Genomic DNA, 14,493 nt, shown 5'->3' with positions numbered 1-14,493 from the left:
GAAAACATAATGCCCGAGAGCAGCACATCCAATCTGCGCATTTTGGTGATTGAGATCACCACCGTTGTTGCTCTATCCTTGCTGCTTTTCTTTTATGGTCTCGGAAATTTTGGATTAGCGGGCGCGGATGAACCCCGTTATGCGCAGATAGCCCGCGAGATGCTGCGCAACAACGACTTCGTAACCCCCACTTTGCATGGGAATCCGTGGCTGGAGAAACCCGCGCTCTACTACTGGCGTGCCGCGGCGGCGTTCAGAACATTTGGGGTGCATGACTGGGCGGCGCGCCTCCCTTCTGCGACCTTCGCTCTGGCCCTCGTTATCATCATTTATTTCCACATGCGGCGCTTCCGTCCTGGCGCTCAGTTCGGAGCCGCACTCATTACGGGTGCCTCAGCAGCGATCATTGGATTTTCACGCGGCGCTTCTACCGACATGCAGCTGGCGGCGCCATTCGCGTTCGCTATGCTGGGCTGGTATGCCTGGTTCGAAACGGGAAGCAAGTTCTGGCTGTTCGACCTCTACTTCTTTTTGGCTGTAGGCACTCTGGCCAAAGGACCAGTGGCTCCAGGGCTCGCATTTTTTATCCTTCTCATCTTTGCCGCGGTGCGGCGGGATTTCCGAACGCTGTGGAAGACATTCTGGTGGCCGGGAGTGGTCATCTATTCGGCTATTGTGCTTCCCTGGTACATCGCGGTCCAGCGAGCGAACAACGATTTCTTCAAGGTTTTCTTCCTGCAACACAATCTCGAACGCTTCGCGACGGACCTCTTCCAGCATCGCCAGCCCTTCTGGTACTACATTCCCGTTCTGATACTTTCACTGATGCCGTGGACAGTCTATGCGATCACCGCACTGCTCTCGGCCGCCAAGCAGACCTGGCGCGAATGGCGCAACTCCGCTCCGGGACAAGTCAGGGAAAGTGAGCAGGTGGGGGACTCGTTCCCCGAATTCCTGGTGATCTGGGCGCTGTTTCCCGTCGTGTTCTTTTCGTTTTCGCAGTCAAAGCTGCCGGGATACATCCTCCCTGCGATCCCGCCCTGCACGATTTTGACCGCGGACTATTTGCGCCGAAGGAGAAAGCAGGCGATGCGCATCGGACTCGTGTTTGCACATGCGCTGCTGACTGCCCTCCTTACAGTGGCCGTCCTGCTGGTTCCGCATCTTGTTCTAGATCCCAAATCGGTTCCGCCGGCCGATGCACTCGCGTATGCCTGCGCGATTGGGGCAGCGGTATTCTGCTTCATCTTTTTTCTGGTAAAGCGACGCGGACACCGAATGCTGCTCTGGACCACGATCGTTCCCGTAGCTTTCGGAGTCTTCTTTCTGCTCCACTATTCAGGACGAATCTTAGGGGAGGCCTATTCAAGCCGGCAGGTTGCCGCGTTCATCGAGAAGGTTGAACAGCAACATGTCCCACCACAATTTCGACCGGTGGCGGTTTTCCAGGCGCGTCGTGACGTCGAGTATGGTCTCGGCTTTTATCTTGACGAACCAATCGATCGGTATGAGCGCGGTGAAATTCCCAAAAGCGAACACATCCTGGTGGCGCGGGAAGGCGAGCACGCGGCGATTGCAAAGCTGCTCGGACCAACGCGAAAGTTCGTGTCCTTTGGTTCCCCGTTTCGGGATGTAGAGAATCCGCAGCATTTGGAGGTGCTCTGGGTTTCGTCAAGTGACTCTCTGACAAGGTAAGCTGAGTGGTTACGGCTGTACGCCGTGGTTCCTGCTTCGGAAAAGGCTTTTCGCCAAGGCCGGACTGCTCTTAGACTCTGGTTCCCGACCTTTTGCAGCCGGCGTTTCGCCCACCGGCGGCAAAGACTCGTTTCAGACTCCAGGGGAGTACGATTTTGCCTTTGAGAAACAGCAGAAGCGCAGCAGCCGTGAGACAGGTCCGCCAGGTTGCGGAATGTGAGCCCGTGGAAATTATCGATCTGCGACATTTTGGCGCGGTGGAGCTTCGTCCGCTACTGATGGAGGAGGCGCGGCTATGGTCAGAGCGCATGAGTTGGGATTACCAAAGCTCCGCCGAGATGATCCTGCGCTATCTGGATTCGAAGATTCTTCCCGGCTATGCGGCCGTGGACGACGGACGCACTCTTGGCTATTCGTTTTTTGTGTATGAAGGCAGCAAGGGTGTAGTGGGCGATATGTTTACGTCGGCGCGCGCGGATCGCGATCTTGGCGCACGTCTGCTGGACCATGTAGCCGAGACACTGCAAAACTCTCCCGGCATTCATCGCATTGAAGCTCAATTATTACTGCACGATGCCGGTACGACCTCTTCTCCGTTCCTGCAGCGGGGATTCCGTCGATTTCCGCGGCTCTTCATGTCACTTCCTTTGCGTCAAGCGCCTGTATTTCAGGCGCCTGAGCTGATGAACATCACCCTTCGTCCATGGGCGGAGCAGGATTTTCAGCCTGCGGCAAACGTGATTATGCAGGCGTATGCCGGACACATCGATTCGGAAATCAACGACCAGTACCGCAGCATTGCCGGCTCCTTGCGCTTCTTGAACAACATTGTGCGTTTTCCCGGATGCGGAACCTTCGATCCTGCATCCTCGTTTACTGCTGTTCACAATTCTTCTCGTGCGGTTGTGGGAATGCTCCTCTGCTCGCGCGTGCGTGACGACGTGGGACACGTGACTCAGGTCTGTCTCTTACCCGAATTTCGAGGGCAAGGGCTGGCGCGCGCCATGATGAAGGCATGTCTGCGCAGTCTGCTGGACCGGCGATTTAGCGAGTTGTCACTTACAGTGACGGAAGGAAATCGGAACGCAGTGGATCTATATCGCCGCTTGGGATTCCACACTCGACGAATATTCGATGCCTTTGTCTGGGAAGGCTAGCCAGCGATTTCCGAAATGAACTCTCGTCCGCTCCTGCTCGGACACCGCGGTGCGCGCAAATATGCAGCTGAGAACTCATTCGCAGCTTTTGATCTCGCTATAGAACACGGCTGCGACGGCTTCGAATTCGACGTGCGCTACACGCGAGACGCGCGCTGTGTGATTTGCCACGATGCACTTTATCGGCGTCGACGAATCGTCAGCCGTTCGTTTGCTGAACTGAGCCTCCCCGATGCCGAAGAAGTAATCCAGAAGTACGGCTCGCGCGCTTTTCTGGATATTGAATTGAAGACGCCGGGCGATGCTGGTCCAATCTTGCGTGCCCTCGCCGAAGCGCGAGCAAAACACTACATCATTTCTTCATTTCTCCCAGAAGTACTGCATCGTGTTGCAGCCGAGAACGTAGATGTTCCGCTTGGTCTGATTTGCGAAACCTTCCGGCAACTTCGACGCTGGCCGAAGTTGCCCATTGGCGCAGTCATCATGAACTGGCGTCTCGCGGATAAGAGCTTGATTGACGAACTTCACTCGGCTCGGTTGCAGACCTTCATCTGGACTGTGAATAGCAGGCGAGAAATGGAACGGCTCAGGGAGCTCGGCGTCGATGGAATCATCTCAGACGACACTAAGCTGCTCGTCGCGACTATCAGGCCAAGGAATGAGGGGAACTCAGGTCTGCAAATCCCGAAATCGCGAAATCACGAAATCGCGAAATAGGTTTGCTATGTACTGCGCGACCGCAGAATCTCTCTCACCTCACGATTGATGCGGGCGGCGTCGCGTGTGGCGTTGTCGATCAGGCCAGCCCACCGCTTTGAGGTCTCATCCAGTTTGGATTGGCTGAGCAGGTACGACGCCTGCATGATCGTCTCCAGCGAGTTGCTCAAATCATGCGCCAAACGGCGAAGTTCGGTACTGATGTCGGAGGGAATCTTGGAAGTTGGTTCCATCTGAGTCTGTGCAGACATCTTAACCTTCCCGCATTTGAGGGTAGAAGTTCCCACTTGCTTAGAGGCAAAATCAACGGTTTTAGTTGTTTGCGTAACTCAGGTGTGGTTACCTCGCTTTTCAGGACACGGCACGAGTGCTCTTTGCTGAATTCGTAAGTCACTGATTTCAAACACTCGAGCTTCTGTAATCGAGGTCTCCATTCGAACAATTAAGACACTTCGAATACGGTACTAAGTAGTAAACCGGAATCCTCCCATGGTTTCCTGAGTCTAGAATCCTTCGCAAATCCAGCTACTTACAACCGGAGATCAGGCGCGAGGCCGAGACGCGCCCCGATGTTCCCGGCTCTTTCTCGGAGGCAGTAGTGCGTTTGCGCATTGGGCTCGTTTGTATTTTTCTTTCCGCGGTACAGGCATTTTCAGCTACCAACATTACACCGACCACAACTCTAGCCGCTGAATCCGGCAACAACACCAGCGCGGCTCCAAGTTTTCAAGCTCAGAGCAACGGCAACGCAACCCCAGGAAATGTAAGCAAGGTTGCGACCAGCACGCTGCTCTACAGCGGTTCGACCACCGCAGTCTATGCACACTTCATGCCGTGGTTCGGTGTGAGCTATCACATGAACGTGGGCTATAACTCGGCCGATCCGACGCAGGTAAAAAAGCAGGTCGATGACATGATCAGCCGCGGCATCGCCGGCGTAATCATCGACTGGTACGGTCCGAATGCTTCTCAGGAAAATGCAACGACATTGGCAATGGCGAATGAGGCTCAATCCCGAAACGGGGCATTCCAATTCGCCATTATGGAAGACGCCGGTGCCATCAGCAACTGCGCCAACACCAGCGGCTGCGACGTTACTGCGGCGCTTATCTCCGACCTCAACTACATTACGCAAACCTACATCAGTTCGCCGGCCTACATTCGCTGGAATGGCAATCCGGTCGTGTTCTATTTTGGCGTCGAGTCGTACCCGATTGACTGGACGCGCGTTCGCGCGAACACTGCCGGTAATCTTCAGTTCGTCTTTGAAAATGACGGCGGATTTACGCGCTCGTACTCGAATGGTGGATTCTCCTGGGTGCAGCCTTCCAATGTGACGCAGAGCGATCCAATGTCGCTGAACTATCTGACCGACTTCTACTCGACCGCGCAGCAGTATCCTGCCAAGCTTCCTGTGGGAGCTTCCTACAAAGGTTTCAACGACACGCTCGCTTCCTGGAGCGCCAATCGCATCATGCAACAGCAATGCGGTCAAACTTGGCTCAGCAGCTTTGCGAAAGCTAACAGCATGTGGTCGACTTCGAAACAGCTTGCGTGGTTTCAGCTTGTCACCTGGAACGATTACGAGGAAGCCACGGAAATTGAAACGGGAATTGACAATTGCGTGAGCGTCAACGCGTCGGTGTCCGGAAGCACCTTGAATTGGAGCATCACCGGAAACGAGAACACGCTCGATCACTACACCATATTTATCAGCAGCGACGGGCAGAACCTGATGTCTTTGGGAGATTTCCCAGTCGGGACACATTCGCTCGATCTGTCAAGCTTTGGTTTCAATGCGGGAACGTACTCGGTGTATGTAAAGGCGGTAGGAAAGCCCTCGATTCTGAATCATATCTCCGCAGCAGCCACATACCTCAGCGGAGGAGGTGGACAGCCTCAGCCCCCGGTGGCGAGGCTCTCTCTAAGTCCCGGATCAGGAACGGCGCCCCTGACCGTTACAGCCTCGACTTCCTCCTCGACCGATCCGCAGGGCAGCGCTCTTACTTCGACGATTAATTTCGGAGACGGTGCGAGTGCCGCAGGTCCCATTGCTTCCCACACCTACGCCAACACTGGCAAGTACACGGTTTCGGCGACGGTGACTGACGCTCTGAACCTGCAGGCGCAAGCGACGGCTACAGTGAGCGTAACGGCGAACCCGACACTCACGGTGACTCAGCCGCTTAACAATTCGACGGTGCCCGGTCCCATTCATGTCGTGGCGAACGGATCCGCTCCGAGCGGTGTGGATGCTCTCCAGATTTATCTCGACCACACTCTCGTGTATCAGATCAATGCAAGCTCCATGGACACCACAGTGAGTGCAGCGGCGGGCACTCACTTGCTTGTCCTCAAGCTCTGGGACAAGCTCGGCAATGCTTACATGCAGTCACTTAACGTCACTGTTGCTCCTTCGTTTTCGGCTTCGCTTTCCCTGAACCCAACCACGACTTCTGTGGGATCGAGCGTGACTGCAACCGTGAGCTCCAGTTCGGGAACGATCGCCAGCTCACAAATCGCATGGGGAGACGGCACGAGCTCTGCGGGTCCTTCGGCTTCGCACGTCTATGCCCAAGCTGGTACCTATACGGTCTCAGCTTCTGCGACCAGCACCCAGGGCGCCACGGCGCAGGCTAGGGCGACTGTAAACGTTAGTGCTCAGACTGTTACGCTCAACGTCGCGCAACCTGCCAATGGAGCTTCCACGTACTCGCCAATACACGTGGTCGCCAGTGGGTCGGCTCCCAGCGGCGTCGATGCTATGCAGATTTACCTTGATGGAGCCCTGGTTTATCAGATAAATGCTGCATCTTTCGACACAACAGTTGCCGCGAGCAAAGGTACGCACGCCGTAGTGGTGAAATTGTGGGATAAACTCGGAAACCCTTACAAGAAGAGCATAAGTGTTACAGTGCTTGCGCCGCTGGTCGCCTCTTTGTCGGTCAGCCCAACAACGGTTAGCGTTGGCAGCAGCGTGCAGGCCACTGTGTCGGCTGCTTCAGGAGCGATTGGGAATTCATCCATCTACTGGGGAGATGGAACTCAGTCTCCTGGTCCCATGGCTTCGCATACATATGGTTCAGCCGGTACTTACACGGTTACGGCCCAGGCAGCAGACGCGGTGAAATCGGTATCCGCCGGTTCGGTAGCAGTCACTGTACAAGCTAAAGCAGGTGTGGTGATGCAGTCGCCACTCGCCAATAGTGTGGTACCTCTCTCGATGCGCGTCCAAGGATATTCAACTTCCCCAATCGGGATTGTTGCCATGCAGATTTACATAGATGGCGCGCTCATTTATCAGAACGCCTTGAGCCAGGTGGATACATATCTGAATGTTTCTCCAGGAAGCCATCTTGTGGCTTTGAAAGCCTGGGACAGTGCCGGTGCTGCCTATATGCAGACGGCTACCGTCACTGCACAGTAAAACAACAATCGCAAACGCGACAGGGCGTCCTCGGACGCCCTGTTCTATTCAGAGCACGACTTGACTCACACATGACAGCTTTTCGCGCGAGCCTTACACTCAATAATGAATGAAGATTGCCCTTGGTCAGATTAATCCCACGGTAGGGGATTTCTGCGGAAACGCCTCCAAGATTATTTCCTACACACGAGAGGCTCGGGAACGCGGCGCCGATCTCATTCTTTTTCCCGAATTGGCAATTTGCGGTTATCCCCCGCGTGACCTGGTTGAGAAGCCATCTTTTGTCACTCAAAGCGGCAATACGCTTGCCCGCCTCGCTCGGGAAGCTCAGGGGATTTCCATCGTCTGCGGTCTGGTGACGCCGGCGAAAAGCGAAACCGGGAAGTCAGTGATGAACTCTGCCGCCTGGCTGCGTGATGGGCACGTCGAATTCATGCAATCGAAGATGCTGCTGCCCACCTACGACGTTTTCGACGAAGATCGCTACTTTGCTCCCGCCCGAAAGCAAGAGATCTTTGCCTTCAATGGCTCAAAAGTTGCGCTCACGATCTGCGAAGACGCATGGAATGACAAACACTTCTGGCAAAAGCGGCTGTACAACATTGATCCCGTCGAAGAGTTAGTCCGCGCCGGCGGAAATCTGGTGATTAACATCTCGGCTTCGCCATTCACAGTTCACAAACGGGAAATTCGCCTGAAGATGCTGCAAGCCATTGCTGCAGATTTCAAGATTCCCGTCGTGATGTGCAATCAAGTCGGCGGTAATGACGGATTGATCTTCGACGGATCGAGTCTCGTAATAGGCGCTGATGGTCGCGTGCTCGCCCAAGCCAAGTCCTTCGAAGAAGATCTCGTGTTCTTCGATACCGAGACTCTGACCGGAGATATGCATGAGCAGCCAGTTGGACCCGACGCCGAAGCTTATGCGGCGTTAGTACTTGGAACGCGCGATTACGTTCGCAAGTGCGGCTTCAAGAAAGTGGTGGTTGGGCTGAGTGGAGGCATCGATAGTGCCCTGACTGCGGCCATAGCCTGCGATGCTCTAGGGAAAGACAACGTGGCCGGAGTTTCGATGCCGGGTCCCTATTCATCACAGGGTAGCAAGGACGACGCCCGCGAGTTGGCTCGAAATCTCGGAATCAGATACGAAGTCATTCCGATCACCTCGGTATTCGATGCTTTCCGTGAAGTGCTTAACCCCTCTTTCACGGGTCTACCTGAAGATTTCACGGAAGAGAATCTGCAATCGCGCCTTCGCGGATCCACATTGATGGCTCTGTCCAATAAATTCGGAGCGCTCGTGCTTACGACAGGCAACAAATCTGAAATGGCGGTCGGATATTGCACGCTATATGGCGATATGTGCGGAGCCCTGGCGGTTATCGCGGATGTACCCAAGACTATGGTGTATCGTCTGAGCGAATACCGAAATGGGATCTCTCCAGTGATCCCGCGCTCGACGATCCAGAAGGTACCATCGGCAGAGCTGCGTCCCAATCAAACTGATCAAGACACGCTGCCTCCATATGACGTAATCGATTGCATTCTTGAAGGCTTCGTCGAGGAATATAAAACCGCTGAAGAAATTGCTAAAGAGCATGGCTACGATTGCAAGGTGGTAATGTCCGTTATTCGAATGATCGAGCGCAGCGAATACAAGCGCCAGCAGGCGGCGCCAGTTTTGAAGATCAGCCAGAAAGCCTTCGGCACAGGGCGGCGTTTTCCCATTGCTGCCAAATACGAAGGCGAATGCTGATTTTCCGGAAACAATTTCATCAAAGGGGAAACCTTGAAGACGACAATTCGCGTTGTTTGCTTTGCTGTACTTTTTGCCAGCATTGTCTCCGCTCAGACCGCAAAGTCCGCTCGCACTCAAAAAGCTGCTCCTGCCGCGAAGGAATCGACAGCTGCGACGATTACGGTTAAACGTCCAAGCATGGAGATGCTGAATTCTTTCATGCATCACATGTTTGGCTACGATCCGATGATCAAGTGGAAGGTCGAGAGTGTGCGACCTTCCGAAGTGCCCGGCATCACGGAGGTCGTTGTCACCTTCGGAGAGCCTCCGCAGCAGCGAACGGCTTTTTATGTCGGCAGCGATCTGGAGCACGCCTTTATCGGCCAGATCATTCCTTTCGGAGCTGATCCGTTTGGCCCGGTGCGGAACAAGCTCGCTGCTGAAGCCAAAGGCCCGGTTCAAGGGAGCGCGAGCGCTCCGGTTGAGATCGTAGAATTCAGCGATTTCGAATGTCCCCACTGCAAGAAGGCGCAGCCAAAACTGGAACAACTCATGAACGAGTCGCCCAATGCGCGTCTCGTCTTTGAGAACTTCCCTCTTTCAAGTATCCACAAATGGGCCGATTTGGCTGCGGCCTATGCGGATTGCGTCGCGCGCAGTAATCCCGACAAGTTCTGGAAGTTTTTCCATTCGGTTTTCGATCAGCAGGAACAGATCACCGCCGAAACGGCTGCAAGCAAGCTGAGCGCTCTTGCTACCGATGCTGGGGTCGATGCTGGCGCCACCGCTACGTGCGCGAACTCACCAGAAACGAAGACTCGCGTGAATCAGCAGTACGAGTTAGGCGTTTCGGTTGGAGTGAATGCCACGCCTACGCTGTTCCTGAACGGCAGGAAGATCGAAAATGTGAATGACACGCCGGTTGAAGTTCTCAAACAAATGATCGACTTCGAAGCCAGCGAATCACAGAAGAAATAGTCATGGCTACGGACTGCTCGGTGGTGGAACGAACACGGTGCTTGCATTCGCGTTGTGCAGAGAGTCGCGGACGAGATGAGGACGGATGGTAATCAGCAGTTCGGCATCATCCGTTTGCTTATTGTGGAGCGAAGTGCCCGGTCCGAGTATCGGAAGCTGAGCGATGCCGGGTAGACCCTGCAAACTCAGCTGCTCCTGCCTCGTCACCATTCCCGCTAGCACTGCAGTCGCGCCGATTGGTATTCCTATAGTCCCCGTGTATTCGCGGTTCGTAATCACCGGCACGCCGTTGAGTTGAGTTGCCCCAAGCCCGCGAAGCTGAAATTCGAGTTTCAGGGAAACATCACGCGCTCCATGAATCGTCGGCGTGGCTTTCAGCGTGAGTCCAAGGTCTTCGTAGGAAAAAGACGGAAACGGAGCCGTGAACGATCCATTACCGAGAACCTGAGAAATTGCTGCTGTGTTAAAGATCGGTGCGAAGCTGGCATTCAGAATGGGATACCGCGTGCCATCGCGAAATGTTGCCGGATCGCCTTGCTCAGCACGAAGCAGCACGTGATCAAGGGAGCGAAATGAGGACGTATCCAAAGATGCATGCAGCGAAGTTCCGGGAACGATGAGTCCACTGCGGGAAATTCCTCCGCCAAAGGTTGCGATAGGTTGATTCAGAATCGAATTCTGCCCTCCCGCTGCCAGTCCCGCAAGGAGCGCTGCAATCGAGGAGCTGTTTGCCTGATTGATAGCGCCGCTGGAAATCAGTTGATTGATCACGTCCTGATTTGCTCCGCTCAGAAGCTTCTGCGCTTCAGTGTTCACGTTGAAGAGCGTGAACTGAGTGGGAATAAGCAAACCAAGATCGCGCGCCAGAGTTTGCTCCACCTGATAGACGTTCACCTCCAGCATCACCTGCGGTTTACCGGAATAAAGATCCTCCAGAATCCGCGTAGCCGCATCGAGCATCGGCATCGGCGCACGTACAGTAACTTGGTTCGAACTGGTTGCAGGCATGACGAAGCGGATATCGAAGATCGTGCGCAGCAACGTCACTGCATCATTGATGTCTTGTGCTGATGACGCGTCACCGATGTAGAACGTGCGCATTGCGAGCCGTTCGAAGTTTCGCCGGTTTTCTGGAGTGTCTGCGAAGACGAGTGCCTGATTGGCGGCAACTGGAACATAAAACGTGTCGGTCATCTGCGACGCGATAGTGATCGCGGTCGCGAAGCTTGCGCCATCAATATCGAAGCGCTGCTGCTTGCTCGTGACGGAGTTGTCGATCAGCGGACGTATGCCGTAAGCATTCCAAACTTCATTCAGCAGCCCGCGAGTGTCCCCTTTGTAGTGGAAATCATGCGGCGCGTCCTTGGGCTCCAGATATATGTCGTCTGCATCGCGATAGCGGATCTTTGGTTCCGATGCTGAGGTTTCCCCCAGCGCAGAACGCAATCCTTGCTCCGCGACGGCATTCTTCGGGTCGAGGGCAAGGGCTGCGCGAAAGTTTGAGATCGCTTGCTCCCTTTGATTTCCAGCAAGATCCTGAGTAGCCTGCCTGATCTTTTGACGGATGTCATTCTGGCGAAGCAGTTCCTCCGCAGTGAGAACCTGTATGTTGTCTGGGTCGAGCTCAATAGCCTCATCAAGGAGATTCTTCGCGCGTGCGAAGTCGCCAGCTCGAATTGAATCGATTGCGGCGGTGTAATCTTTGTCAGCTTTCTTGCGATTGCGCTCGTTCTTGTTGCCTGCATATGCAGGACACAGGAGGCAAAGGCCAGCCATGAGAACGAGACATGTACGCATGGTGAGATTCTAGTCGAGCTGCAACTTTGAACGAAGCAGTAAGGCTTTCTTGCGCCTAGCTTTGTATGAGATCACGGCAGCAGGATATGCAGATTTCCGGCGCATGAGCGAGCAGTTCTTCAAAGCTGTAGATTCCCGTAGCGACGGCGATCGCTGGGATCTCGTTGGCATGCGCCGAGCGAATATCGGCAGGCGTGTCACCGACAACGTACACTTTGGCTTTTGAGCCGCGAAGCTCACGCGCGGTCTGTACTCCGAAGGCGATGATGTCGTCTCGTTTTTCCCTCTCTCCGGAGAAGGCTCCGAACGAGAAGTAATCGCGCAGGCCGCAGGCACGGAGCTTTGCCCAGCCAACGGGTTCGAGATTGCCTGACGCTACACCGAGTAGCTTTCCTTCTGCTGACAGGTGTTCAACCAATTCCCGAATGGACGGACAAAGCTCTGGACGAAGATCGGCGGCGTTGCGCTCGACCTCATCTGTCATGATTCGCAATACAGAAGGCAATTTAGGTCGCCATTCGCTCTCAGGCACTCCCGCTACTTCGAGGTAAGCGCGAAGTATGCCGACATCGGTGTTTCCGTGAACAGGGACACCGTCGATGCGGAAGTCAAGTCCGAAGACTTGTTGTACAGCGTGATGAAACGCGAAGTAATGAACAGCATCACGGCTGTTTAGCAGTGTTCCGTCGATATCGAATAGGTAAGCGTCTGCCGCCTTCCAATCGACTCCAGGTTTTATATGAATCGAAGGTGCCTGGCTCGTGGGAATTTCGGCAGCACCTGCCCACCCGGTCTTCAGTTTCGGACCAGATACTGTGGGTAAATGCTCTTGCGTTGATTGTGTCCCGATTGCCTCGTCGTCGGCTTGGCGAAGCTTCATCTCCTCATCGTACAGCTTTTCTCTCCAGCGGTTCCAATTCGGGGCGAGCGCTGCGTGGAGGACGGCGAGCGCCGTTGCGCAGCTCTCCTAAGTCGAGATTCAGTTCAGAGATGGTGCGGCTGAGGGTATTGCGGTGCATCCCGAGCTCGCGGGCTGCCTTGCTCTGATTGCCATGATTGCGGTCAAGCACATTCATGATGAAGCGCTTCTTGAATTCCCGGACTGCTTCAGAATAGAGAATGCCGGACTCATGCATTTGCGCGACGAGTGCCTCAAGCTGGTTCTTCACAGAGCCTCCAAAACACGCCAATAAATCAAGTCAACAGCAGGCAGCCACAAGGCCGCAGGGTATGAGCGAATGAAAACTACTTGGCTGTCCCCGCCGGAACAGCTTTCTTCCCAGACTCGGCGCGCAACTCCGCATCCTCCTGCCATTTGCCAATCGCCTGCGCCCCGGCGCGCACACGCGCGCGCAAATCGTAAGGCGCAACCCAGGTCGCAGTGCGAGCAGCCACTAGGAAGTAGCCGCCCATGCTCGACCGGGCAAGGGCTTGATTGTCAGGAGCAAATGCGGCGATCGCAAGCACGCCGACGGTGACGATAGCGACGCCTCGAACGAGTCCGAAGGCTCCTCCGAGCAGACGGTCAACCCAACTGAATCCCACTTCCTTCATCGCCCAACGTGCGAGGCGTCCGACCATTCCTGCGAGGATCAACACAGCGAAAAAGATCGTCAGGAAGGCGGCGATGTCAGCGTATTGAGTTGCGTTGACGTATGGGCGGTATACGCCCGAGAGACGGTGATATCCCCAAACCGCGCTCAAGTATCCGAGAACCACTCCGGCCAGAGAGAAGATCTCGTACAAGAACCCTTGAGCAGCCGACAACAGGATCGAAAGCAAAATCACGCCAACGATGGCCCAGTCAACGAGCGTCACAGTTCGAGCTCCTTGCCGGAGAGTTGGCGGTACGCCTGAATGTATTTCTCGCGCGTCTTCTGAACAATGTGGTCAGGAAGCGCGGGAGCCGGTGGGTTCTTGTCCCACCGAATGGATTCAAGATAGTCGCGCACGAATTGCTTATCGTAGGAGAGCTGCTGTCCTCCAGGACGGTAGCTCTCGGCCGGCCAGAAGCGCGAGGAGTCGGGAGTGAGTACTTCGTCGGCGAGAGCGATGTTTCCATCGATCAGGCCGAATTCAAACTTTGTATCAGCAATGACAATGCCGCGTTTTTTCGCGTGCTCAACCGCGAGCGAGTAGATGCGAAGCGTGAGATCGCGCAGCTTCTCTGCGGTGGTTTGTCCGACCATTTTCATCATTTCGGCAAATGGAATGTTGATGTCGTGTCCACTCGTCGATTTTCTCGCCGGAGTGAAGATCGGTTCCGGCAAGCGGTCGGATTCGCGCAGTCCCGCGGGAAGTTTGATTCCACAGACCGCTCCGGTCTGTTGATATTCCTTCCAGCCGGAGCCGGAAAGGTATCCGCGAGCCACGCACTCGACTGGAAACATCTTCGCGCGACGCACGAGCATCGATCTTCCACGAAGTTGCTCGCCAAATTCACGCAGCGGCTCGGGATAATCTTCCACTCGCGCCGTGATCACGTGATTCGGAACCACGTTGCGCAGAAAATCAAACCAGAAGAGCGAGAGCTGCGTGAGAACTTTTCCCTTATCGGGAATTGTGCTGGCGAGAATGTGGTCGAAGGCCGAGATTCTGTCCGAAGCGACGAAGAGGAGATGCTCACCCGCCTCGTAGATGTCCCGCACCTTGCCCTGAGCATGCAACGTCGCGGGAAGGTCGGGTTGGGTCAGCACTGAATTCAAGGTCGGGTGATTTCTACTCAAGAAGTGACAGGAAGCATTCGTATTCTAACCCGCACGGAATTTTTGTCAACGCATCCGGAGATGACTTGGTGAGCAATAAACGTTCAATCACTTGCGTGAAAGAAAAAAATGTGATGGAGCATGAGAAAAACTTCCGAGAAGTTGTTCGTTCCGAGAATCTGCAGAGAGATGTTGCAGTGTCGCTTGAAGAATTGCTGGGCATCAGCGCAAATTTTCTGCGAGAAGTTTTGTTCAGAGCTTCCACAGAATGCACAGGGC

12 protein-coding genes are annotated in these 14,493 nt (G+C 54.7%); 6 read left to right on the top strand and 6 right to left on the bottom strand.

Annotation, left to right across the window (positions count from 1 at the left end):
• Nucleotides 1–9 precede the first annotated feature (9 nt).
• From VFU50_19560 to VFU50_19550, 3 genes are all read left to right on the top strand, one after another.
• Nucleotides 10–1,695: a glycosyltransferase family 39 protein gene (locus tag VFU50_19560; protein ID HEU5235064.1), complete on the top strand. Its 1,686-nt coding sequence runs from the start codon at nucleotides 10–12 to the stop codon at nucleotides 1,693–1,695.
• A 224-nt stretch (nucleotides 1,696–1,919) separates the two neighbouring features.
• Nucleotides 1,920–2,852 carry a GNAT family N-acetyltransferase gene (locus tag VFU50_19555; protein HEU5235063.1) on the top strand — a complete coding sequence of 311 codons (933 nt, stop codon included), beginning with the start codon at nucleotides 1,920–1,922 and terminating at the stop codon, nucleotides 2,850–2,852.
• A gap of 15 nt (nucleotides 2,853–2,867) precedes the next feature.
• Nucleotides 2,868–3,569: a glycerophosphodiester phosphodiesterase gene (locus VFU50_19550; GenBank protein ID HEU5235062.1), complete on the top strand. Its 702-nt coding sequence runs from the start codon at nucleotides 2,868–2,870 to the stop codon at nucleotides 3,567–3,569.
• 5 nt (nucleotides 3,570–3,574) lie between these two features.
• Here VFU50_19550 and VFU50_19545 read toward each other — a convergent pair whose 3' ends face one another.
• Nucleotides 3,575–3,820, bottom strand: a complete 246-nt coding sequence (locus VFU50_19545; GenBank protein HEU5235061.1) for a hypothetical protein — start codon at nucleotides 3,818–3,820, stop codon at nucleotides 3,575–3,577.
• A 347-nt stretch (nucleotides 3,821–4,167) separates the two neighbouring features.
• On the opposite strand from VFU50_19545, the gene VFU50_19540 reads away from it, so the two are divergent.
• The 3 genes from VFU50_19540 to VFU50_19530 all read left to right on the top strand — a co-directional run bounded on the left by VFU50_19540 (nucleotide 4,168) and on the right by VFU50_19530 (nucleotide 9,712).
• Nucleotides 4,168–6,996, top strand: a complete 2,829-nt coding sequence (locus tag VFU50_19540) for a PKD domain-containing protein (protein HEU5235060.1) — start codon at nucleotides 4,168–4,170, stop codon at nucleotides 6,994–6,996.
• A 109-nt stretch (nucleotides 6,997–7,105) separates the two neighbouring features.
• Nucleotides 7,106–8,752: an NAD+ synthase gene (locus tag VFU50_19535; protein ID HEU5235059.1), complete on the top strand. Its 1,647-nt coding sequence runs from the start codon at nucleotides 7,106–7,108 to the stop codon at nucleotides 8,750–8,752.
• A 33-nt stretch (nucleotides 8,753–8,785) separates the two neighbouring features.
• Nucleotides 8,786–9,712, top strand: coding sequence for a thioredoxin domain-containing protein (locus tag VFU50_19530; GenBank protein HEU5235058.1), 927 nt, complete (start codon nucleotides 8,786–8,788; stop codon nucleotides 9,710–9,712).
• 6 nt (nucleotides 9,713–9,718) lie between these two features.
• Here VFU50_19530 and VFU50_19525 read toward each other — a convergent pair whose 3' ends face one another.
• The 5 genes from VFU50_19525 to VFU50_19505 form a co-directional block, all read right to left on the bottom strand.
• On the bottom strand, nucleotides 9,719–11,509 hold the full coding sequence (locus VFU50_19525) for a hypothetical protein (protein HEU5235057.1): 1,791 nt from the start codon (nucleotides 11,507–11,509) through the stop codon (nucleotides 9,719–9,721).
• Between the two features lie 55 nt (nucleotides 11,510–11,564).
• Nucleotides 11,565–12,389, bottom strand: a complete 825-nt coding sequence (locus VFU50_19520) for an HAD family hydrolase (GenBank protein HEU5235056.1) — start codon at nucleotides 12,387–12,389, stop codon at nucleotides 11,565–11,567.
• A 4-nt stretch (nucleotides 12,390–12,393) separates the two neighbouring features.
• On the bottom strand, nucleotides 12,394–12,678 hold the full coding sequence (locus VFU50_19515) for a helix-turn-helix domain-containing protein (GenBank protein HEU5235055.1): 285 nt from the start codon (nucleotides 12,676–12,678) through the stop codon (nucleotides 12,394–12,396).
• A 76-nt stretch (nucleotides 12,679–12,754) separates the two neighbouring features.
• Nucleotides 12,755–13,327: a CvpA family protein gene (locus VFU50_19510; protein ID HEU5235054.1), complete on the bottom strand. Its 573-nt coding sequence runs from the start codon at nucleotides 13,325–13,327 to the stop codon at nucleotides 12,755–12,757.
• Nucleotides 13,324–14,205, bottom strand: a complete 882-nt coding sequence (locus VFU50_19505; protein ID HEU5235053.1) for a phosphoribosylaminoimidazolesuccinocarboxamide synthase — start codon at nucleotides 14,203–14,205, stop codon at nucleotides 13,324–13,326. Before VFU50_19505 ends, VFU50_19510 begins: the two co-directional genes overlap by 4 nt.
• Between the last annotated feature and the right edge of the window lie 288 nt (nucleotides 14,206–14,493).

It is taken from the genome of Terriglobales bacterium (genome assembly GCA_035764005.1).
Taxonomy (GTDB): Bacteria; Acidobacteriota; Terriglobia; order Terriglobales; family Acidobacteriaceae; genus Gp1-AA112.
Note: the sequence above shows the minus strand (reverse complement) of the source record. Positions and strands in the feature narration are given on the sequence as shown.